This window comes from Zunongwangia profunda SM-A87 (assembly GCF_000023465.1).
In the GTDB taxonomy this organism is placed as follows: domain Bacteria; phylum Bacteroidota; class Bacteroidia; order Flavobacteriales; family Flavobacteriaceae; genus Zunongwangia; species Zunongwangia profunda.
Genome location: NC_014041.1, coordinates 3,785,333 through 3,809,056, shown reverse-complemented (window position 1 = coordinate 3,809,056; position 23,724 = coordinate 3,785,333). Strand labels below are relative to the sequence as shown.

19 protein-coding genes are annotated in these 23,724 nt (G+C 36.2%); 15 read left to right on the top strand and 4 right to left on the bottom strand.

All coding sequences use genetic code 11. The annotated features are described in order from the left end of the window. The first annotated feature begins 4 nt into the window (after positions 1–4). The 11 genes from ZPR_RS16680 to ZPR_RS16630 all read left to right on the top strand — a co-directional run bounded on the left by ZPR_RS16680 (position 5) and on the right by ZPR_RS16630 (position 11,930). Positions 5–1,087 carry a bifunctional 3-deoxy-7-phosphoheptulonate synthase/chorismate mutase type II gene (locus tag ZPR_RS16680; protein ID WP_013072925.1) on the top strand — a complete coding sequence of 361 codons (1,083 nt, stop codon included), beginning with the start codon at positions 5–7 and terminating at the stop codon, positions 1,085–1,087. A 92-nt stretch (positions 1,088–1,179) separates the two neighbouring features. Next, a complete protein-coding gene (gene rsgA / locus ZPR_RS16675; protein WP_013072924.1) occupies positions 1,180–2,127 on the top strand; it encodes a ribosome small subunit-dependent GTPase A in 948 nt (315 codons plus the stop codon). Continuing rightward, complete coding sequence (gene dtd / locus ZPR_RS16670; protein WP_013072923.1) at positions 2,124–2,576, top strand: D-aminoacyl-tRNA deacylase; 453 nt, start codon at positions 2,124–2,126, stop codon at positions 2,574–2,576. The genes rsgA and dtd overlap by 4 nt, the downstream gene beginning before the upstream one ends. A 50-nt stretch (positions 2,577–2,626) precedes the next feature. After that, entirely contained in the window at positions 2,627–4,537 is a 1,911-nt protein-coding gene (locus tag ZPR_RS16665) for a DUF3857 domain-containing protein (RefSeq protein WP_013072922.1), read from the top strand. 12 nt (positions 4,538–4,549) lie between these two features. Then, the gene (locus ZPR_RS16660; RefSeq protein ID WP_013072921.1) at positions 4,550–6,466 is read left to right on the top strand and encodes a transglutaminase domain-containing protein; all 1,917 of its coding nucleotides are present in this window, start codon (positions 4,550–4,552) and stop codon (positions 6,464–6,466) included. 53 nt (positions 6,467–6,519) lie between these two features. Next, positions 6,520–6,846: a nucleotide pyrophosphohydrolase gene (locus ZPR_RS16655; protein WP_041579037.1), complete on the top strand. Its 327-nt coding sequence runs from the start codon at positions 6,520–6,522 to the stop codon at positions 6,844–6,846. 1 nt (position 6,847) lies between these two features. Beyond that, positions 6,848–7,111, top strand: coding sequence for a hypothetical protein (locus tag ZPR_RS16650; protein WP_013072919.1), 264 nt, complete (start codon positions 6,848–6,850; stop codon positions 7,109–7,111). Between the two features lie 20 nt (positions 7,112–7,131). After that, positions 7,132–8,355 carry a 3-phosphoshikimate 1-carboxyvinyltransferase gene (aroA, locus tag ZPR_RS16645; protein ID WP_013072918.1) on the top strand — a complete coding sequence of 408 codons (1,224 nt, stop codon included), beginning with the start codon at positions 7,132–7,134 and terminating at the stop codon, positions 8,353–8,355. Positions 8,356–8,711: 356 nt separating this feature from the next. Then, positions 8,712–9,761, top strand: a complete 1,050-nt coding sequence (gene queA / locus ZPR_RS16640; RefSeq protein ID WP_041580076.1) for a tRNA preQ1(34) S-adenosylmethionine ribosyltransferase-isomerase QueA — start codon at positions 8,712–8,714, stop codon at positions 9,759–9,761. A gap of 102 nt (positions 9,762–9,863) precedes the next feature. Next, entirely contained in the window at positions 9,864–10,910 is a 1,047-nt protein-coding gene (gene rlmN, locus ZPR_RS16635) for a dual-specificity RNA methyltransferase RlmN (RefSeq protein ID WP_013072916.1), read from the top strand. Between the two features lie 42 nt (positions 10,911–10,952). Beyond that, positions 10,953–11,930, top strand: coding sequence for a polyprenyl synthetase family protein (locus ZPR_RS16630; RefSeq protein WP_041579036.1), 978 nt, complete (start codon positions 10,953–10,955; stop codon positions 11,928–11,930). Positions 11,931–11,991: 61 nt separating this feature from the next. Here the strand turns inward: ZPR_RS16630 and ZPR_RS16625 are convergent, their stop codons facing one another. The 4 genes from ZPR_RS16625 to ZPR_RS16610 all read right to left on the bottom strand — a co-directional run bounded on the left by ZPR_RS16625 (position 11,992) and on the right by ZPR_RS16610 (position 14,634). After that, positions 11,992–12,234, bottom strand: a complete 243-nt coding sequence (locus tag ZPR_RS16625; protein WP_013072914.1) for a hypothetical protein — start codon at positions 12,232–12,234, stop codon at positions 11,992–11,994. A gap of 86 nt (positions 12,235–12,320) precedes the next feature. Next, positions 12,321–12,509, bottom strand: coding sequence for a hypothetical protein (locus ZPR_RS16620; protein WP_233421318.1), 189 nt, complete (start codon positions 12,507–12,509; stop codon positions 12,321–12,323). Between the two features lie 96 nt (positions 12,510–12,605). Continuing rightward, positions 12,606–13,373 (bottom strand): TIGR03915 family putative DNA repair protein, encoded by a 768-nt coding sequence (locus ZPR_RS16615; RefSeq protein ID WP_013072912.1) that lies wholly within the window; start codon positions 13,371–13,373, stop codon positions 12,606–12,608. Further along, positions 13,363–14,634, bottom strand: a complete 1,272-nt coding sequence (locus ZPR_RS16610) for a putative DNA modification/repair radical SAM protein (RefSeq protein WP_041579035.1) — start codon at positions 14,632–14,634, stop codon at positions 13,363–13,365. The genes ZPR_RS16615 and ZPR_RS16610 overlap by 11 nt, the downstream gene beginning before the upstream one ends. Positions 14,635–14,754: 120 nt before the next feature. Between ZPR_RS16610 and ZPR_RS16605 the strand changes: the two genes are divergently transcribed. From ZPR_RS16605 to ZPR_RS16590, 4 genes are all read left to right on the top strand, one after another. Further along, positions 14,755–17,523, top strand: coding sequence for a sensor/regulator hybrid (locus tag ZPR_RS16605; protein ID WP_013072910.1), 2,769 nt, complete (start codon positions 14,755–14,757; stop codon positions 17,521–17,523). Positions 17,524–17,746: 223 nt separating this feature from the next. Next, entirely contained in the window at positions 17,747–20,755 is a 3,009-nt protein-coding gene (locus tag ZPR_RS16600) for a SusC/RagA family TonB-linked outer membrane protein (protein ID WP_013072909.1), read from the top strand. A 12-nt stretch (positions 20,756–20,767) separates the two neighbouring features. Then, positions 20,768–22,246, top strand: coding sequence for a RagB/SusD family nutrient uptake outer membrane protein (locus ZPR_RS16595; protein ID WP_013072908.1), 1,479 nt, complete (start codon positions 20,768–20,770; stop codon positions 22,244–22,246). A gap of 68 nt (positions 22,247–22,314) precedes the next feature. Beyond that, positions 22,315–23,700, top strand: a complete 1,386-nt coding sequence (locus ZPR_RS16590) for a glucoamylase family protein (protein ID WP_013072907.1) — start codon at positions 22,315–22,317, stop codon at positions 23,698–23,700. Positions 23,701–23,724: the final 24 nt, after the last annotated feature.

Sequence of the window (23,724 nt, the reverse complement as noted above, 5' to 3'; positions counted from 1 at the left end):
AATCATGGAAAACAAGAAAGAATTAAGAAACTGGTTAGATGCATTCGGATTAGATCATCCCTTGGTCATCGCAGGACCATGTAGTGCAGAGACCGAAGAGCAGGTGCTAAAAATCGCTCATCAGTTAAAAGATACCGATGCGACAGTTTTACGTGCCGGAATCTGGAAACCAAGAACAAGACCTGGGAATTTTGAAGGCGTTGGTGCTTTAGGTTTAAAATGGTTGCAAAAGGCCAAAGAAGAAACCGGAATGTTAACAACTACCGAGGTTGCAAATCCGCATCACGTTGAGTTGGCTTTAAAACACGATGTTGATATTCTTTGGATTGGAGCAAGAACTACGGTTTCTCCTTTTATTATTCAGGAAATTGCAGATGCGCTAAAAGGAACCGATAAGCCGGTATTAATTAAAAATCCTGTAAACCCAGATTTAGCTTTGTGGCTAGGTGCGGTTGAGCGTATGTATACTGCAGATATCAAAAATCTAGGGGTAATTCACAGAGGATTCTCCAGCTACGAAAAATCGAAATACCGTAACAATCCCGAATGGCAAATTGCAATCGAGTTACAAAATAAATTCCCGGATCTTCCTTTAATTTTAGATCCTTCTCATATAGCAGGACGTCGTGATATTATTTTTGATCTTTGTCAAACTGCTTTAGATCTTAATTTTGACGGATTAATGGTAGAGACTCACTGGGATCCGGATAATGCATGGAGTGATGCTAAACAGCAAATTACACCGGCAACTTTGGTGCAGATCATGAAAGATCTTAAGATCAGAAAAGAGGTTTCTGAAAGTGAAGAATACCAAAATAAATTACAGAATCTTAGGGCTAAAATCGATATTGCCGATAATCAGTTAATCGAGCTTTTAGCCAAGCGTATGAAAATTTCTGAAGATATCGGTCACGTGAAAAAGTCACAAAACGTAGCGATTCTTCAAACCAAACGTTGGAATGAAATCCTTGGTAAGATGGTGCTTGAAGGTGAGCAACACGGACTAAGTGAAGAGTTTGTTTTAAAATTATTTAAAGCAGTTCACCAGGAATCAATTAATCATCAGCAGGCAATTTTAGACAGCTAAGCATTGAAATGATTTCTTGATTTTCCAAAATAAGATAATACCTCGTGAAATTGTGTAATTTTGCGAGGTATTTAATTAGGGAAAAGATGTAAATGAAAGGAACGGTTTATAAATCTACGGGCAGTTGGTATCAGGTAAAGGCAGAGAATGGTGAATTCTATGATTGCCGTATCAAAGGGAAATTCCGAATAAAAGGAATTAAAAGTACCAATCCTGTTGCGGTAGGCGATCAGGTAGAGATTGATCTTGAAGAAATTTCAGGACAAACTCAGGGGGTCATCAAAAAGATTAAAGACCGTGATAATTATATTATTCGGCGTTCAGTGAACCTGTCTAAACAAACGCATATTATCGCGGCCAATATCGATCAGGTTTTTCTTATGGTAACGCTAAATAATCCTCCCACTTTTACCACATTTATCGATCGATTTTTAGTTACGGCAGAGGCCTATCATGTAAAAGCTGTACTTCTTTTTAATAAAATCGATATCTATAACGAAGATGAGCTTTTAGAAATAAAATTTCTGGCTAAGCTGTATCGTGATATTGGATATGAATGCATAGGCATCTCGGCAAAAAGCGGTAAAAATGTAGATAAGGTAAAAGAAATGATGTTGGGTAAAACCTCTATGTTTTCAGGGCATAGTGGTACGGGTAAATCTACATTGATCAATGCGCTGGAGCCTTCTTTAAACTTAAAAACCCTCGAGATTTCTGAGCAACATAAACAAGGTCAGCATACCACTACTTTTGCTGAAATGTTCGACCTTAGTTTTGATGCCAGAATTATAGATACTCCGGGAATTAAAGGATTTGGAGTGGTAGATATCGAAAAAGAAGAATTAGGTAATTATTTTCCTGAGTTTTTTGAATTAAAACAAGATTGTAAATTTCATAATTGCCTGCATCTTAATGAACCAAAATGTGCGGTAAAAGATGCTTTAGAAGAAGGGGAAATTCCGTGGTCGCGTTATAAAAGTTATTTGCAAATCATCGAAGGCGAGGACGAGCCTTATAGAATGGATAATTATAAGAAATGAGAGTAGTTTTGCAGCGGGTAACCAATGCTTCTGTAAGCATAGAAAATAAGGTAAATGCTGAAATTGGTTTAGGCCTTTTGTTATTAGTAGGCATAGAAGCTGATGATACTTCAGAAGATATAGAATGGCTTTGTAGAAAGATTGTGAATATGCGTATCTTTAATGATGAAGACGAGGTGATGAATAACTCGCTTTTAGATGTAAAAGGTGATGCCATCATTGTAAGCCAGTTTACCTTACATGCAAGTACTAAAAAGGGGAATCGCCCAAGTTATATTAAAGCGGCAAAGCCGGATATGGCGATTCCGTTATATGAGGAATTTATTGCAAGCTTTGAGAAACAGCTGGGCAAAAAAGTAGGAACGGGTAAATTTGGTGCTGATATGAAGGTAGCACTGCTAAATGATGGACCAGTAACTATCTTAATGGATTCTAAAAATAAAAGTTAAAAATTCTTAAAATTTTAATATATTGCAAAACGAATATCATCAGTTTTGCAATGAAATCTTTTTTATTAGGCTTTATGCTCCTAAGTGGAATCCTTGGTTATGCTCAGGATTCTTACCAAAGTATCATTCTAAAAAAAGAACTTACCGAACATGCTAATGCGGTTATCAGGGATGAGACTATTTTAATTGAGGTTGAGGATGTAGATAAAATGACGGTTACTACCAAACGAGTAGTTACCGTACTTAATAAATACGGCGATCGTTATGTCCATGCCTATGACTTTTACGATGATGGTGATGCCAAGATAAAGTCACAATCTGCTTACGTTTACGATAACAAAGGCACAGAGATCAAGAAGTATAAACAGCGGGATTTTAAAGATCAAAGTGCGGTAGGCTCTTCTAATTTATATTCAGATAACAGAGTGAGCTATCTGGATTATTCTCCTATGAGTTATCCTTATACGGTGGTTTACGAGAGTGAAGTGCAAATGTCTACCACTGTTTTTATTCAGCCTTTTCAGCCAGTTGATGGTTACTTTGTAAGTATGGAATCCGGTTCATACCAGTTAAAAAATCCAAAGCATATACCACTACGTTATCTGGAGTCTAATTTAGATAGTATTAAACTCGAAAAGAATAATACCCAATTCGAGTTATCCTATAAAGTAAGTCATATTCCGGCCTATAAATATGAGCCGTATAGTCCCCAGATTTCAGACATGACCCCAAAAGTAAAAGTCGCTCTGGACAGGTTTAGTTTGATGGGGGTAGAGGGGACTGCCAATAACTGGAAAGAATTTGGGAAGTGGCAATACGAAAACCTTATTAAAGGCAGGGATGCGTTAAATGCGGTTACAAAAGCCGAGATTTCAGAACTGGTAAAAGACGCTGAGAGCGATTACGAGAAAGCTAAACTCATTTATGAGTATATGCAGGGTAAAACCCGCTACATTAGTGTGCAATTAGGTATTGGTGGCTGGGAGCCAATTTTAGCGACTGAAGTAGATCGTTTGGGGTATGGAGATTGTAAAGGCCTAACCAATTATATGAAAGCTTTACTGGCTTCGCAGGGTATTCAATCAAACTATGCAGTGGTTTATGCCGGTGAAGAACAAAAAGATATTGATCCTGAGTTTGCCTCAATGCAGGGAAACCATGTTATTTTAAATGTGCCGGGAATCGCAGAAAATGATGTTTGGCTGGAATGTACCAGCCAGTCCTTACCATTTAATTATTTGGGAGATTTTACAGATAATCGTCATGTATTACTCATAAAAGAGGAAGGTGGAGAAATTGTGAAAACCCCAAACTATGAGTGTGCCATAAATCTTGAAGAAACCCTATGTGATATAGGCCTTTCTGAAGATATTTTTACCGCCAGTATAAAAAAGCAAAGCAAAGGCATTTCCTACGGGAATAATTATCATATACAAACACAAAAAGAGAAAGATAAAAACCTATATTATAAAGAGGTTTTTGGAAACTTACAGGGTATTCATTTTGATAATTTAAAGTTTGAAAACGATAAAGAGCACGCTAGTTTTTCAGAAGAATTAGTTTTTAGCGGTAAAAAATTTTACACCACTGCAGGTAAAAGGATCTTACTGCCGCTTAATTTTATTGAGCCCGAAATAGATATAGTATCACGTAACGAAAACAGACTTTATCCTATTGAGATTTTACGTGGATTTACTAATAAAGATCAATTTAATTTTAAAATTCCTGAAGGTTATGCGGTGGAGGCCCTACCCGAAGCAATTAGCATAGATACCGATTTTGGAAGTTTTAAACTCTCTGTTAAAGAATCTAACGAGCATCCGGGAACTCTTGTGGTTAAGCGCTCTTTAAGTGTAAACCAGGGACATTGGCCAGCAGATAAATACGAAGATTTTAGAGCGTTTTTAAACAAGATCAACATGTTAAGCAATCAAAAAGCTGTTTTAGTTAAAAACGGCTAAAAACTATCTACTATGCATTTAAAATTTTATCTCATTGCCTTGCTCTTAATAGGAGGTACAGCGCAGGCACAAAATTACAAATTTGGTAAGGTCTCTAAAGAAGAGGTTCAGGAAACAGCACATCCTACAAACAAAGATGCAGACGCTGCGATATTGTATAAAAAACAATACACGTTCTATGAATATAATTCAAATACCGGTTTTGCGCTAATAACAAAATATCATTATAGAATTAAGCTTTATAATGAAGATGGGTTCGATTGGGCGACCGTGAATTTAAATTCCTATATAAACGGTAGTGATGATGAGAAAATTTACGGCATTAAAGGCTATACCTATAATCTTGAAGGAGATCAACTTGTTGAAGAAAAATTAAGAAAAGATGAAATTTTTGATGAAGAGGTTTCTAAATACCGAAAAGCTGTTAAATTCACGATGCCATCCCTAAAACCAGGTAGCGTTATTGAATATGAATACGAGAAAAGTAGTCCGTTTTTAACCTCTTTGGATGACACAGAGCTTCAAACGACGATCCCGATAAAAAAGATAGAAGTTAAAGTTGAAATTCCGGAATTTTTTGGTTTTGTATCACATTACAATCAGCTGGCCTCACTTTTTGTTCCCGTAACGCAAACGAGTGAACCTTTTAATATGCATGCGCAAAGCACAAATTATTTGCAGAAGGTATATACTATTGCAAAAGAAGATATCCCGGCGCTAAAAGAAGAAGTGTATGTGGATTACCTAGATAATTATGCTGCAAGGATAAAATGGGAGTTACAATACACCAAGTTTCCTAATCAACCTATGGAATATTTTAGCCATACCTGGGATGATGTGTCTAAATCTATTTATGATGAAGGGGGCTATGCTACAGAGCTAAGAAAAAGTAATTTCTTCAAGGATGATATTGATGGGGTATTAGCAGAAGCAGCGAATCCCGAAGAAAAGCTGATTCTTATATATAACTTCGTGAAAAGTAAAATCGCGTGGAATGACTATATTGGTTATACGGCGGAAAACGGAATTAGAAAGGCCTATAAAGAGGGTACCGGGAATACTGGAGATATAAACTTACTGCTTACGGCTATGCTCCGTTACGCTGGTTTGCAGGCCTATCCTGTTTTGTTAAGCACTAAAAGTAACGGGGTTCCTGTTTTTCCCACACGCTCTGGATTTAATTACGTGATCGTGGGCGTACAATTAGGGGAACAAATCATTCTTTTGGATGCCACAGATAAAAATGCAGCACCTGGAGAACTACCAGATCGCGCCAGGAACTGGCAGGGTAGAATTATTCAGGATGATGGAAAATCAGATTGGGTGTATTTATTACCAAATTATAAGTCTTCAAAGTGGGATTATCTCAACTTTCAGATCACCGAAGATCTAAAAATAAAAGGAAAGTGTACTGGTGTATATAACAGATTGGCGGCAAAAAATCATCGAGATAAATATCGTGGGATTAATCAGGATAATTATATAGAAATGCTTCAGGAGGGGAAAGGTGATATTTTGATTTCAGCTTTAACCAAAGAAAATGAGCACCAAATAGGGAGCGATATTAAAGAGATTTATCAATTTGAAATTCATAACGGGGTCGAAGCCATTGGAGATAAATTATATATAAATCCGCTATTATTTTTGGCTGAGGATGAGAATCCTTTTAAGGCTGAAGAGCGAACCTATCCCATTTATTTAAATTACCCAATGAAATATGGTAGTACCGTCAATATTATGGTTCCTAAAGGTTATAAAGTAGAGTCATTACCAGAGAGTGCTATGGTAAAAATGAATGAGGATGGTGCGAATTTTAAATACATCATTTCCCAGAGTGCAAACTTCCTACGAATTGAAACCTCGATAGATTTAAATAAATCCATTTACGCATGTTCGGATTATGAATATTTAAAAAAACTTTTTCGATGAAATTGTGAGTAAACATTCAGAAGCTATAGTTTTGTCTAAAATTGAAGACAGAAATGAATCTACAGAACTCACAGAAGGCCGTTGATGATTGGATCAAAGAGCACGGCGTAAGATATTTTAATGAATTGACTAATATGGCGCAACTCACCGAAGAGGTTGGTGAAGTTGCGCGTATTATTGCGCGCAGATATGGCGAGCAAAGTGAAAAAGAAAGCGATAAAGCAAAAGATCTTGGCGAGGAGCTCGCCGATGTGGTGTTTGTAGTGCTTTGTCTTGCTAATCAAACCGGAGTAGATTTACAGGAAGCTTTCGATAAAAAACTAGATCTTAAAACTAAAAGAGATCACAACAGGCATCATAATAACGAAAAGCTAAAGTAAGATGAAGTTTAAAGAAATTATGTCCAGTAAAAAGTATTGGAAGTCTGTTGCTATTTTAGGCTTTTTATTTGTTCTTATTTACAATATCGTCATGATGGTCATTGATTATGGAGGGCTGGCTTTTAAAGAATATTATCAGGATAGGATGGCAGACGGGAAAATGATTACTTTTGTTGTGGGTCAGGTCTTGGGAATGATCGTATATGGTATGATTGTATCGTACGGCCAGTTCCGAAGAAAAGAAAAGGAGCAACTAAAAAAATAATATTATCAATTTTCTCTTCCATGAAATTTAAACTTAAGCACTCACAGGAAACTGTGAAAGGAGCGCTGCAAATAACAGGATCTAAAAGCGAATCAAACCGATTATTAATTATAGAATCGCTGTTTAAGAACCTTGAGATTTCCAATCTTTCGAATAGTGATGATACCCAGGTGATGAAAAAAGCTTTGACTTCTAATGAAGTTGAGGTAGATATCCATCATGCCGGTACTGCCATGCGTTTTCTTACAGCTTATTTTGCGGTTCAGGAAGGAAGAGAAACAGTATTAACCGGTAGCCCGCGCATGCAGGAGCGACCTGTTAAATTACTGGTAGAAGCGCTTCGATCTATGGGGGCTGATATTTCTTATGAAAGGAATGAAGGTTACCCTCCAATACGAATACAGGGTAAAAAGCTTCAGGCCAATGCTGTAAGCCTTCAGGCTAATATTAGCAGCCAGTATATTTCAGCATTAATGCTTATTGGAGCTTCGCTTCCTGAGGGATTAACCATTAACCTGGAAGGGCAGGTGACCAGTACTCCGTATATCCTGATGACATTAGAAATGCTTCAGCGCTCAGGTATTCAGGGAAGTTTCGAGGATAATATCATTAGGATTGAAGCATGTGCTGCGGTTTCTCCAAAAACGATTCCGGTAGAATCAGATTGGAGCTCTGCTTCCTACTTTTATAGTATAGCGGCACTCGCAGAAGAAGCTGAGATTAGATTGTCGAATTACAGAAAAGAAAGCTTACAGGGGGATTCCTGTTTAGCAACAATCTATCAGCAATTTGGTGTAGAAACAAGTTTCGAAGAAAACAGTATTACGCTAAAAAAATCGAAATGTTCTAAACCAGCAAGTATTAGTGAAGATCTTAGGAATTCTCCCGATATCGCACAAACTATTGCCGTAACTTGTCTTGGTTTGGGAACCGCATGCAAACTAACCGGGCTCCATACACTCAAGATCAAGGAAACCGATCGATTGGTGGCATTAAAAAACGAAATCGAAAAATTAGGAGGGGAAGTAGTGATCTCTGACGAGCATTTGGAGCTAAAGCCATCTGCAATTTTAAAAGAAAATGTAGAAATCGAGACCTATAACGATCATCGTATGGCTATGGCATTTGCACCTATAGCTTTAAAAGTTCCAGTAATAATAGCAGATGCTATGGTCGTTTCGAAGAGTTATCCAGATTTTTATTCAGATTTAGAAAAGCTAAATTTTGAAGTAATTAAAGATTAATAAATTTCGTTAGAATTTATAGAAGCTGATTATAAAATTTGAAAATTCAATAAACGCCTTATTTATTTTCTTACGGAACGCTTCAAAAAGAGAGCGTACAAATCGAAACTTTTGGCGGGATTTTAAACGTAGAAAATGATTGTTTCCTGATATAAAATTAAAATGCTTGAGATTACCGATCCGGAAGTTTTCGCGTTGAGCGGAGAAAAATATCATCCGATAATAGGGAAGTCTATTAGTATTTTATAGCTTAAAAATGAATAAATTTCAATACAAAGCTAAATAATCGGTTAATTACTTGACAACGCCTGTTTTGAGGTCGTATATTTGCAGCCTTTAAAAATTCAAATATGGGAATGAAACTTTCAAACTTCAATTTCGAACTTCCGCCGGAATTACTTGCCGAATATCCAGCTGAAAACAGAGATGAAGCGCGCCTAATGGTTCTTAACCGAAAAGAGCAAACGATAGAGCACAAACAATTTAAAGATCTTATTGATTATTTTGATCCTGAAGATGTGATGGTTCTTAATAATACCAAGGTTTTTCCTGCTCGTTTGTATGGTAATAAAGAAAAAACAGGTGCTAGGATTGAAGTGTTCTTATTGAGAGAATTAAATGCAGAAACCAAACTTTGGGATGTTTTAGTAGACCCTGCACGAAAAATCAGAATTGGTAATAAGCTTTATTTTGGTGATGACGAAAGTTTAGTAGCCGAAGTTATTGATAATACCACCTCTAGAGGTAGAACTTTGCGTTTTCTTTATGATGGATCTTATGAAGATTTTAGAAGAAAGCTTAAAGAACTAGGAGAAACACCACTACCAAAGTATATAAAAAGAGATGTACAGCCTGAAGATCAGGAACGTTATCAAACAATTTATGCCAAAGAAGAAGGAGCGGTAGCTGCGCCTACAGCAGGACTTCATTTTTCTAAGCATTTATTGAAACGTTTGGAAATAAAAGGAGTTAATTTTGCAGAGGTGACCCTTCATGTAGGCTTAGGAACTTTTAGCCCGGTTGAGGTAGAAGATCTTAGCAAACATAAAATGGATAGTGAAGAAGCCTTCGTAAAAGGCGATGCGGTACATACCATCAATAAAGCAAAAACAGAGAAACGTAAGGTTTGTGCAGTTGGTACTACGGTAATGAGAGTTTTAGAAAGTTCAGTTTCGTCAAATCAAACTTTAAATGAGTTTGGTGGATGGACCAATAAATTTATCTTTCCTCCTTACGATTTTAGTATAGCAAACTGTATGGTGACGAATTTCCATACCCCAAAATCTACGTTATTGATGATGATTTCTGCTTTTGCGGGTCATGATTTTATGATGAGAGCTTACGAAGAGGCGGTAAAAGAAAAATATAGATTCTATACTTATGGTGATGCCATGTTAATCTTATAAGAAATTAGAACAAAAGTTAAAAGGCCACAATCGCATAAAGTTGTGGCCTTTTGCATTTTAAGAGGTATGAATATATCCTCAAAATCTTTGTAATTTTGTGTTGTGGAGAATAAGAAAAAAGATATACGAGCTTTAACCAAAAAGCAACTTCAGGAGTTTTTCGTGGAGCACGGTGATAAATCCTTTAGAGGATCACAGGTTTATGAATGGCTTTGGAGTAAGGGAGCTCATGATTTTGACGAAATGACTAACATTTCTAAGCAAACCCGTGCCATGCTTGCTGAGAATTTTGTGATCAATCATATTCGTGTAGATCAAATGCAACGAAGTAGCGACGGGACTATTAAGAATGCGGTAAAACTACATGACAATCTTACGGTAGAATCTGTTCTTATTCCTACACCAACCAGGACAACAGCCTGTGTTTCTTCTCAGGTAGGATGTAGCTTAGATTGCCAGTTTTGCGCTACAGCACGTTTAAAGCGTATGCGAAATCTTAATCCAGATGAAATTTACGATCAGGTAGTGGCGATTGATAATGAAAGTCGATTGTATTTTGATCGTCCTTTAAGCAATATTGTGTTTATGGGCATGGGAGAGCCGCTTATGAATTACAATAATGTGATGAAAGCGGTAGAAAAGATCACTTCAGACGAAGGTTTAGGCATGTCTGCAAAGCGTATTACCATTTCTACCTCTGGTGTGCCTAAAATGATTAAAAAGCTCGCAGACGACGAAGCTAAAATAAAATTAGCGGTTTCGCTTCATGCCGCTACTGATGAAGTTCGTACCAGGATTATGCCTTTTAATGAAACATTTCCTTTAGAAGATTTGCGTGAGGCTTTAGAATACTGGTATTCCAAAACCAAAAGTCGTATTACCTACGAGTATATCGTTTGGAAGGATGTAAATGACACCCGTAAGGATGCGATGGCTTTAGTGAGATTCTGTAAATTCGTGCCTTGTAAAGTAAATTTAATTGAATACAATCCTATCGATGATGGGGATTTTCAGCAGGCATCTTCGCAGGCAACAGCTATGTATCAGCAGTTGTTAGAGCAAAATGGCATTACAGTTACGGTAAGACGATCTCGCGGGAAGGATATAGATGCTGCTTGTGGGCAATTAGCCAATAAATCGGCCTCATAATTTATCTTCAATTTGGTGAATTAAGCTATCTTTGCGGACTTTATGAAGATAATCTCTCAAATAAAACTTCCGGTTGAAAGAGAAATGGAACTTTTCGAAAAAAAGTTCTTCCAATCCATGTCTTCTAAAGTGGCCCTTTTAAATCGAATTACCCATTATATCGTAAATCGAAAAGGGAAGCAAATGCGACCTATGTTTGTCTTTTTGGTCGCAAAGATGGTTTCAGATGGAAAAGTAAACGAGCGAACCTATCGAGGTGCTTCAGTCATCGAACTTATTCACACAGCTACGCTGGTTCATGATGATGTTGTGGATGATAGTAACCGCAGGAGAGGATTTTTTAGTATTAATGCACTTTGGAAAAATAAGATTGCGGTGCTCGTTGGGGATTACTTACTTTCTAAAGGACTTTTATTATCTATCGACAACAATGATTTCGATTTATTAAAGATTATCTCGGTAGCGGTAAGAGAGATGAGCGAAGGAGAATTGCTTCAAATAGAAAAGGCTCGTCGTTTAGATATTACCGAAGAGGTCTACTACGATATTATCCGTCAAAAAACAGCTACGCTTATTGCAGCCTGCTGTAGTTTGGGGGCTGCATCGGTAAAACCAGACTCAGGTGATGTAGAAAACATGCGTCGGTTTGGTGAGCTTATTGGAATGGCCTTCCAGATCAAAGACGATCTTTTTGATTATGGCGAAGAAAAGATAGGAAAGCCCACTGGGATCGATATTAAAGAGCAAAAAATGACTTTGCCTTTAATTTATGCACTTAATCATTCCGATAAAAAAGAAAAAGCCTGGATAATCAATTCGGTTAAAAATCATAATAAGGATAAGAAACGGGTAAAAGAAGTTATTGCTTTTGTGAAGGATAAGGGAGGTTTGGAATATGCGAGTTCGCAAATGATTCTCTTCCAACAAGAAGCTTTGAAAATACTTGATGAATATCCAGAATCCCGGTATAAAGAATCCTTAGAATTAATGGTGAATTATGTGATCGAAAGGAAAAAATAAAAGGCTGCAAAATTTGCAGCCTCTTTTATTTATAACAGGCATATAATTCGCTCTCGCTAATTTATATATCATCATTGGCTTCTTCGCCATTTACATCATCGGTTTCATGAATCTCTTCATCAACTTCTTCTTTTACTTTATTAGCGCCTTCTTCTATTTTTTCACCAGCCTGCTCTACATTATTTTCGATATCCTCACCTATGGCTTCTACAGCTTCTTCTGTTTTTTCACCAGTGGATTCTCTACACGATTGAAAAGTAAAAGCGAATGCTACAACAAATACAGATAAGATTAATTTTTTCATGATTATTTAGTTTTTGATTTTATGTTAAGCTAAAAAAAGCCACTACGACGAGTGGCTTTTAGATTTTTTCCCGAGGGAAGAGAGAATTACATGTCGTCGTTGTTCTCTACTTCGTCTTCAACTTCCTGACCTGCTTCTTCGATCTTGTCGCCAGCTTTATCCATTGCCTCCTCAGTTTCATCAGCAGCTTCATCAACGCTATTCTCTACGTCTTCACCCATTTGTTCCATGTTCTCTTCTGCGTTTTCTTCAGTAGTTTCTCTACAAGAATACATAGAAACCGTCATTGTTGCTACAGCAAATAATAAAAATAATTTTTTCATCGTTATAATGTTTAATTAGTTGAACGAACAAATGTAAACTAATTTTCATTACATGAATATAGTCTTTTCCGTTAAATATTTCCAATAACGCTTTGGTACATGTTGAAGGTGCAATTTGGTGTTTTTACGTGATTTTATGTTAGTCGATTCAAAATATGATTTCCATAATTTTTGGAAGCTTATTTCGTTTTCATGTAGAACATCAGGGTTGTTTTTTGATTTTTTTTCAAAATTTATGCTGATTGTGACTACTTTTTTTAGATCGTAGAAGAGTCCAAATTGTCGTTTTTCATCATAAATCACCCACTTTTGATCGGCATATCTGTTCTTAAAATGTTTTAAAATTAAGGGTAAAACGTTAAAATCTGGGGCAACTTTTGTGAAAAAAATTCCATCTTTTAGCAATTCAAATCTTATAAAAGCTTCCATTCGGTGCTTTTCTCTTCCTACTTTTCTTTCTATTTGAGCGATTTTTAGAACTGGTGGGTATGAAAAATCATCAGAAAGGTCTGATTTGTGCCTAAAAACATGTCTAAAAAATTCAACAATTAGAAGTTCTACTCCCGGAATTTCAGATAAAAAGGCACGATAAATACGATGCACGGCTTTTTTTGAAGTATAATTTTTAAAACTTTTTAAAACGCGCGCCGATTTTTCTAAATCTGTAACCACCACTTCATGCTTAGCAAAAAAATCGGTTTGATTATACCCTTCCGGATGAATTGTGAAATCGTTTAAGCGTTCCTCATAAATCTGGAAGATGCAAGTGAGTAGCCCTTTAAAGGTACCATCATATATTAATATTCTAGACGGCATGTTCAAACAGGTTTAATTGGTTTGAATAATCTTTCCTGAATTTTCCGGAGCTTGTTTTTAATATTTTTGATTTTATCTGATCTGCAGTCCAGTCTTTCTTCTCCCATAACCTGGAATTACAAACGATAAAGTATTTAGCGCGATTTAAAGCGACACCAATGGCTTTTAAATGTTCCCAATTCAAGTTTCTATATTTTCTTGCCTGGATGATTTTATGAACTGATCGCATTCCTAAACCAGGCACTCTGGCCAGCATAGTTTTATCTGCTAAATTGATATTGATGGGAAATAAATGCTGATTCCTAAGGGCCCAGCTTAATTTAGGATCGATATCTAAATCAAGGTTTGGATGGTGGTTATTAAGCAATTCCCGAATATCAAAACCATAAAATCGTAATAGCCAATCTGTTTGGTATAATCTATTTTCCCGTAGCATTGGTACCTGTGAGGTAATAGAAGGAAGCCTTGGATCTGTAGAAATGGGAACGTAGCCAGAGTAATATACCCTTTTCATATTATATTGCTTATAATAATAATTGGCAGAGTACATAATATCCCTATCGCTTTCTCCGGTGGCTCCTACGATCATTTGAGTGCTTTGCCCGGCCGGAGCATATTTAGGCGTACTTTTTAGAAACTTTTTTTCTTGCTTAAACTGAATAATTTCATTTTTAACCTTCTCCATTGGTTTTGTGAAATCTTCATGCTTTTTTTCCGGAGCCAGCAGCTTTAAACCTGATACTGTAGGAACTTCTATATTAACGCTTAGGCGATCTGCGTATAATCCAGCTTCTCTCATTAGTTCATCACTCGCACCAGGAATCGATTTTAAATGAATATAGCCATTAAAATTTTCTTCTTCTCTTAGCTTTTTGGCGACTTTGATTAAACGTTCCATCGTATAATCGGCATTTTTAAAAATACCAGAGCTTAAAAAAAGTCCTTCTATATAATTGCGGCGATAAAAATTTATGGTCAGGTCTACTACTTCCTGTACTTTAAAGGCAGCCCGCTTAATATCATTAGTTCTTCTAGTTACACAGTAAGCACAATCATAAATACAATGATTCGTCAGTAATATTTTTAAGAGTGAAATGCAGCGTCCATCTTCGCTATAGCTGTGGCAAATACCCATACCGGAAGAATCTCCAAGACCATTATTCTTATTTTTTCGGTTGCTGCCACTACTTGAGCAAGAGACATCATATTTTGCAGCATCGGCCAGAATTTCTAGTTTTTCTTTTATTCTATCGTAATTCATTCCAAAAATCAATTTCTTCAAAAATAGGAAATATTCCTATAAAACGGATTAAATCCAATATTAAACTTGAGTTTTTATAAGAATGATTTCAGAAGTAATAAAATATTGTATTTTTGAAGTATGAAAGCAAAATTTTTTACCTGCACAAATGGTTTCTATATTAGAAGTACTATTTGCTGTATCGTACTAATAATTAGTATTTTTCATTCTTTTTGTTCTACTGCTCAACAACTAAATCCACCTATACAAAACTATTCATCTATAGCCTATGATGCTGCCAGCCAAAATTGGGATATTTCTATAGATGAAACGGGTATGATTTACGTTGCAAACAATAGAGGCCTGTTAATTTTTAACGGACAGACCTGGAAATTATTCAGTTTAAATTCTGGTGCCATTATTCGTTCAGTCTATGCTTATAAAGGCAAAATTTTTACAGGATCTTATCGAGAATTCGGGTATTGGGAAAGAAATGATATGGGGGGATATTCATATCATTCCTTAAATCCTTTATTTAAGGATATAGCGTTAGGGGACGAGGAGTTTTGGGGAATCATGGCCTATAACGACAGTATTTATTTTCGATCTTTTGGAGCTTTGTATAAGTACGATGGGGATAAAATAATCAAAATTTCCAACGGTGTTTTTACAGGGATGAAGGTTTTTCAAAATAAGCTTTGGGTAGCTAAAGGTCGAGATGGAATCTTTTTTTTAAACCATGCTGATAAACTACAATTTTTTGAGCCTTCCTCAAAATTGACTGGGAATACTATCGCTGATTTAGAGGTCCATAACGATCAATTAATTGCGGGTACCAGAGAACAAATTTTTTATTTAGATAAAAAGAATGATGAATTCAATTTAATGCCAGGTAACCTTAATGATGCTATCGAAAAATCTGAATTAAATAAAATTTTAAGTCTCGATCATGAGAATCTTATCATCGGAACTTTAAAAAATGGTTTTCTAAAATGGAATAGAAATAACGAAGGAATCCAGGTGTTTAACAGATCCAACGGCTTGCAAAATAATACTGTTCTGGCTTTAGATGTTTTTAAAGGTCAATTATGGCTGGGCTTAGATAATGGTATAGACAGAATGGATATAGATTCCCCTATTAAATTTTATACAAATACCACGGGGGAACTGGGAGCTGTTTACGATTTAATTAAAGAATCAAATAAGATATACCTGGCTAGTAATACCGGGGTTTATTTTTTAGATGAGTCGGGATTGCGTTTGATAGAAGGTGGAGAAGGACATTCCTGGAATTTGGCGAAGATTGGGGATAAGGTTATCAGTAATAGTAATTCTTCAACTTTTGAGATTTTAAATAATAAACTTAAAATTTTGGACAATTCTACCGGAAGTTTTCATACCACATTGTCGCCAAAAAATCAGATTTTGGTAGGTACTTATACCGGGATTGGTGTGGTAACCGATTCTTCGTTCTATAAGATTGATAATATAGGCTTCCCGGTTAAGAAAATGGTTTTTGAGAATGAGAATGTTTTATGGGCAGCCCATCCTTACGAAGGAATTTATAGAGTTCAGTTTTCAGAGAAACTCAATAAAGCAGTTCGAGTACAGGATGTCCCAAGCTTAGATAGCTTGAAACATTTTAATTCTCAGATTTATAGTATTAACAATCAAATCGCTGTGTACTCTAATCAAAACTGGTACCGCTATAATGTATTTAAAGATCGTCTCGAAGTTTTTGAAGAACTTCGAGATTTAAAAGGATTTAAACTTCTTGAAGAGCATGATAGTAAGTACTGGTTTATAAATACTCAGAGTGATGATCTATTTTTTACAAATTTAAAGGATCAAGAGTTTAGCTTACCTGCCTGGCGTCTTGAAAATCGCTTAGTGAAGGGATATGAGCAGATGACTGCGGTTTCAGACTCTATTTACTATATATGTCTTAAAGATGGTTTTGCCCGTGTAGATCTGGCTGCATTAATGAAAGAACAGCATCAATTATTTATAGCAGAACCTTTTGTTGCCGGCTTTCAAGATGCAAATAAGACATATAGCTTGATGGAAAAACCAAATATTCCACATAAGCATGCCAGTTTGGTTACTTTGGATTTGGGGCTTCCATTTTCAGATTCTAGAAATATCGCTTATCGTTTGGTGGGTAATGATACCGTTAGCGGGATTGTAGAAAATGGAGAGTTGATTTTTCAGAACTTAGATTATGGAGATTATAGTCTTGAAATATATCCTTTTGGCACCAATGGCAAAGACTTTAAAACATTTGAATTTACAGTATTACCACCATGGTATTTGTCTTTTTGGATGAAGGGAATCTATATGCTATTGTTCATTAGTGGAGTAGGGCTAATTTTTCTGTATAACCGAAGACGACTGAAAAAACATCAACTGATTATTGAGCAAAAATTTGAAAAAGAGCATAAAGAACGCATAGTCCGTTTAGAGCGGGAACGCCTTATGGATGAAATTGATATGAAACGAAAAGAACTTGCTAACACTACCATGATGGCCGCAAAGAAAAATGAAGTGTTGATGGAAATTCAGGGGGAGCTCAATAAAGATAAAGCCAAAATTAATGAATATCGCTTAAAACATATTATGAATAAGATTAATGGTGCCGTAAAAAGCAAAGATGAATGGCAGGTCTTCGAAACTAATTTTAATGAAATCCATGAAGATTTTTTCAAAGATGTTTTAGATGCCTATCCCAATTTAACAAGCAAAGATTTAAAACTTTGTTCGTACCTTAGAATGAATCTTACTTCAAAAGAAATTGCACCACTAATGGGGATTTCTGTTCGGGGAGTGGAAGTTCATCGTTACCGTCTTCGTAAAAAAATGGATTTGGATAAAACCGAGAATCTGACAAATTTTCTTATTAAGAAATTCTAAAATTTTAAAAAAAACCGTCATTTCTTAGAATTTAGTACTACATCAATACTACATCATAGTCATTTTTACGGTATTTTATTTTACTTCAAATATTTTTTAAATAACTGATAATAAGTTTTTTAAATCTTCTTTTTAATTGATGTATAGGATGTGTACTATATCGTTTGCGTTAAAATACAATCTACCTGTATATTTCGCTAAAATTAAGTAAATACTAAACTGTATGAAATTTAAATTAATTACTGTTTTTGTCATGCTTCTATCCTATATAGGTATGGCACAAGAGACCAAAACTATTAGTGGTACTGTTTCCGATAGTACCGCGGTACCTTTACCTGGTGCACAATTAAAAGTTCAGGGTAAAGAAATTTTTACCGTAACAGATTTCGACGGTAATTACACGTTAGAAGGTGTTGAAGAAGGCGATATTTTTAAGGTTACCTTTTTAGGGTTTCAACCTAAAGAGATTACTGTTGGTTCTTCAAATGAATACAACATTACATTGCAGGAAGAAGCTGCCGCATTGAGCGAGGTCGTTGTTATTGGTTATGGTAAGGCTGAATCTCGTGATCTTGCGGGAACTATAAGTAACCTTAAAGGAGAAGAAATCAATGACTCACCAACGACTTCAGCACTGCAGGCCGCTCAAGGTAAACTTGCCGGAGTTCAGGTAATCAATGACGGATCGCCAGGATCCGTGGGTAATGTAAGGATTAGAGGGTCGATTTCTGTTCTTGGAGGTGCAGATCCATTATATGTTGTTGATGGTGTAATTACACAAGATATCAGTGGTATAGCAAACTCAGACATCGAAAGTTTTGACGTTTTAAAAGACGCTTCTTCAACGGCCATTTATGGTGCGAGAGGGGCAAATGGTGTCGTTTTAATCACCACGAAATCAGGTAAGGGAAAAATGAACATCTCTCTTTCCACTAAGACGGGTATAAATACTCTTGTAAATGGAGTAGATATGGCTAATGCTCAGGAATACGCAAGATATACCAATGAGGCTTTAGTAAGAGGAGGCAATGATCCGGCTTTTAGTGAAGCTGAAATTGGTAATTTAAAGACGACCAACTGGATGGATGAAATTACAAGAGATGGATTTTTCCAGAACTATAATTTATCTGTTTCAGGGAGTAAAGACGATATCGATTATTTTGTTTCTACCAATTATATGGATGAAGAGGGAATTTTAAAAAATAATAAATACGAGCGTTTAACAGTTCGTTTAAATAATACATATCACCTCGATGAAAATTTGCGTATAGGGCACAATTTGAGCTTGGCTAGAGAGAGAGGTTTTGCGCCTTCAACATCGGCTTATGCAATAGATGGTGTTCCTTACGGTGCTTTTACTAGTGCATATAAACAAGCACCTTTTTTATCAGTAAGAAATGCTCAGGGTAATTATCAAACTACTAACTTAAATAATGTTGGAAATCCAATAGCAGAAATTGAGAATAATCAATCTGTAAATGAGCAGGTTAGGATTCTTGGTAATGTTTGGGGGGAGCTTGATGTTGTAGATTGGTTGTCTTTCCGCTCTAGTTTAGGGGTTAATGTTTTAAGACAAAAGATTAGATCTTATGGTGCAAGCTATAATGTGGAAAATGAAAGTGGAGTCCAGATAAATAATCAAAATCAGCAATTAACTGTTCGCGATGTAGATGAAGAGCGTTTTAACTGGGATAACTTTTTAACTTTCGATAAGAAGTTTGGAAAGCATGATATAAATCTAACATTAGGATTAACAGCAGAGCGTTTCTCTTCAGAGTTTTTACAAGGTTCAAGAAGAGGAGTGCCACCATCGGATAATCTTTTGTATTTGAATGTTGGAGAGCAAGAAGGACAAAAAGTTGAAAATAGTGGTGACAAGTCCACGCGTCTTGCTTATTTCTCGCGATTACTATATAATTTTGATAAACGCTATGTTTTTAACGCCACCATACGTAGAGAAGGGTCATCAAAATTTGCAGAATCTCAGCGTATAAAATACTACCCATCTTTTGGTGTTGCTTGGAATATTGATAATGAAAATTTCTTCAGCAATCAAAATTTCATTAGCAATTTAAAAGTTAGAGGTAGTTATGGTTTAGTAGGAAATGATCGTATAAATTCTGGTTTATTCCTTCAGCTAATAGATTTTTCAGCATATCCTTTTCCATCTGGTGTAGCCATTGGAGGATCGTCTATTCAGCAATATGATGAAAACCTTAAATGGGAAACTACAAAAGAATTGGACCTAGGTGTTGAGTTTGGATTAATCCAAGGTAAGTTGAGAGGGGAAGTAACTTATTATAAGAAGACTACTGAAGATATTCTTTTTCCTTTAGCGCTACCACAAACTTCAGGTGATGATAACTTCGTAACCAATGCAGGAAGTATTGAAAATAAAGGTATAGAATTTGGTTTAAATTGGTCGGATGAATCAGAAAGCGGTGATTTTAGCTATAATATTGGTTTCAATATTACTAAGAACGAAAATGAACTTACCAAAATTAATCCTGTTGTAGCAAATGCAACTCCTTTTATTGATAGTGGAGATTTACAAAATGGGAAAATAGTTACCAGAACTGTAGAGGGAAATCAATTAGGAACTTTTTGGCTTTATAAAACTGATGGTATTTTTGAATCTCAGGAAGAAATAGGTAATAGTGCACAGCCTGCTGCTTCTGTTGGTGATTTTAGATATGTAGATACTAATGGTGATGGAACAATTTCCCAGGCCGACAGACAATATATGGGATCGTACCAACCAGATTTTTATTATGGTATTAATCTTGGATTTACCTATAAGCAAGTAGATTTTTCTACTTCATTATTTGGTAATGTTGGGAATAAAGTATTTAATGGTTTAAGAGCACAGCGCTTTAGTGGTGAAAACATCGATGCCGATTTATTTGCAGAACGTAATGTAGTGCCAACTGAGGCCTCTGCAGGTCCAAGAGCTTTTAACGAAGTACCACTTCCATCTGATTATTATTTAGAAGATGGTGATTTCCTTAGAGTAAACAATATTACGTTAGGTTATAACTTCAGTGATAAAATTGTAGAATATATAAATTTATCCCGTTTGAGAATTTATGCTGTAGCCCAAAACCCGCTAACTTTTACTAAATACAGTGGATTTAACCCTGAACTTCCTAGAGGAGTATTGGACAGTGGGTTAGAACTAAATGCTTATCCTACAACTGGTAAGTTCTTACTTGGATTAAATATTGATTTTTAAAAACATTAAACTATGAAAAATTTGAGAACTCATTATAAAATTTTAGCCAAAGTTGTTTTCGTAGTTTCTGCGATGACAGTGGTTTCGTGTACAGATGATTATTTAGAGGTAAAACCAGAGGGGCAGGCTACTACTGGAAGTGGTTATTTTCAGGGAGCCAATGTTAATAAGGCAATAGTAGCTTCTTACTCGCATCTACAAGATTATAGTCAGCATTCTTTTTCTTTTTCGGGAGTCTTTAGTATCCCATCAGACGATGCGGATAAAGGAAGTGCTCCAGGGGATACTGGCTCAGATAAAAATAAATTAGATAATTTTACTCATGATGCTACAGATGTTTCCGTAGCCGGTTTGTGGGGAGCTAATTATAAAGGCGTTGCCACAGCAAATACGGGGATCAATATTGTTAATAATCCTGCTAATGATTTGGGTGAGAATAGCATACCTGCCTATGAGGCAGAGTTTCGTTTCTTTAGAGCTTATCATTATTTCACATTAGTAAGAGTTTTTGGTGGTGTACCCATAATTACTGAGGATACCGACCCTAATGATCAGGAAGCTTTATTGGTAAGAAATACTAAGCAAGAAGTTTACGATTTTATAGTAGAAGATCTTACTTACGCATCTGAATTTCTACCAGTAAATCCACCTCAGGTAGGAAGGATTGGCAAAGGAGCTGCGCAAACGCTATTGGCGAAAGCACAGATGTATCAGGGCAACTGGCAAGAAGTATTAAATCTTACAAATGAGGTTATAGCTTCAGGAGAGTTTGCACTGCATCCAAATTACGAAGAGCTTTGGAGAATAGATCATGAAAATACAGTAGAATCGATTTTCGAAGTTCAAGGAAATTCTGCAGAAAATCTAGGTATTAATAACCTGGCCGAGCATCATGGCGTACGAGGACAATGGGGCTGGGGCTTCGATGTACCATCCCAAAGCTTAGTAGACGCTTTTGATGCTGCAGGAGACGAAATTCGTAAAGATGCGACAGTTATTTTCCGTGGGGAAGAAATGTATGATAATTATCTTTATGAAGACGATCCGAATATCACTGCAGTAGTTAGTGAGAATGCTCCCAATCCTTATTACAGTGAAAAAATGTATTTTGGTCCAGTGGCAGCAAATGCACTAGATAAAAACTTAATTTTACTACGCTATGCTGAAGTATTACTTATGAATGCTGAAGCTAATAATGAATTAGGAAATGCGAATGCAGCTCTTGAAAGTTTGAACCAAGTTAGGTCAAGAGTAGAATTACCAGCTATAACTACCACTTCACAGTCAGAATTAAGACAAACTATTTGGAAGGAAAGAAGGTTGGAACTAGCCATGGAGTTCGATAGAACTTTTGATGTGATTCGCCAGGGTAGGGGCCAAGAAGTTTTTGGTCCTCTCGGTTTTCAGTCTGGTAAAAACGAAGTTTTTCCAATTCCGCAGGATCAAATAAGCCTTTCAGGAGGTTTGTTAAAACAAAATCCTGGATACTAATAAATTATTCTATTGAAAAGGTGTTTCGGGAGCTTTCTGAAACACCTTTTTTAATTCAAGCTTAACCGATGAATCTAAATAAACACCTTATATATCTTCTTTTTTTAGTTTTTGCATTTACCGCATGCAACGACTTTTCAAAAAATAAATCAGAAGACTCAACAAAAGAATTAACTCAGGATTCCAATAAACTGAGTGAAGAAGCCTTACTGGATACCGTTCAGAAACAAGCTTTAAAATATTTCTGGGATTTTGCTGAACCTAATAGTGGAATGGCCAGGGAGCGCTATCATCCAAACGGAGATTACGCAAAAAATGATCCAGACATCGTTACTACAGGTGGATCTGGATTTGGTTTAATGGCCATTATAGCCGGAATAGAAAGAGGCTTTATACCAAGAGATGAGGCCGTACAGCGACTAGATAAAATAGCTACTTTTCTAGAAGAAACACCAAAATATCATGGGGCTTTTCCACACTGGATCAATGGTAGGACTGCCGGTACCCAAGAATTTGGCTCAGACAGTAAAGATAATGGAGGCGATATTGTAGAAACCTCATTTTTAGCCCAGGGGTTTATTGTTGTGCGCCAGTATTTACAAGATGGTAATGAAGAAGAAAAAGCCGTAGCTGCTAAATTCGATAAATTGTGGCAGAATATTGATTGGGACTGGTACACTAACAATAAAAACGGAATCTTTTGGCACTGGTCACCAGACTATGAATTCGAAAAAAACTTTATGATTGAAGGCTACAACGAATGCCTTATTACTTATATCATGGCTGCCAGTTCTCCACGACATGCCATTAAACCTGAAGTTTATCACCAGGGATGGGCCAGGGGCGGTAATATTACCACTGATAAAAAAGCATACGGAATTCCGCTAATTTTAAAATATAACACGGTTGGTGACAAAGCTGGGCCATTATTTTGGGCACATTATTCGTATTTAGGATTAAATCCTAAAGGACTTAGTGACCGCTATGCCAACTATTGGGATTTAAACGTAAACCATAGCAAGATCAATTATGAATATGCACAGGAAAATCCTAATAATTCTAAGACCTATAGTGAAAATAGCTGGGGATTAACCGCCAGTTATACCAAAAATGAAGATGGTAGTGTAGGCTATGCTGCACATTCACCAGATGACGATCGTGGAGTGGTTTCTCCAACCGCAGCCGTAAGTTCTATTCCCTATACGCCAGAAGAATCCTTAAGAGCGATTAGGTATTTTTACGAAGATCAGCATGATTTGCTTTGGGGACCTGCTGGTTTTTACGATGCTTTTAGTTTAGACGCGGGTGATTGGGTAGCGGAAAGATATTTAGCGATCGATCAGGGGCCTATCATAGTGATGATCGAAAATTATCGAAGCGGACTTATTTGGGACTTATTTATGAGTGCTCCTGAAGTTCAAAAAGGACTGGAAAAACTCGATTTCAATAGATAATGGAATGGCAATCCGATTATAGAA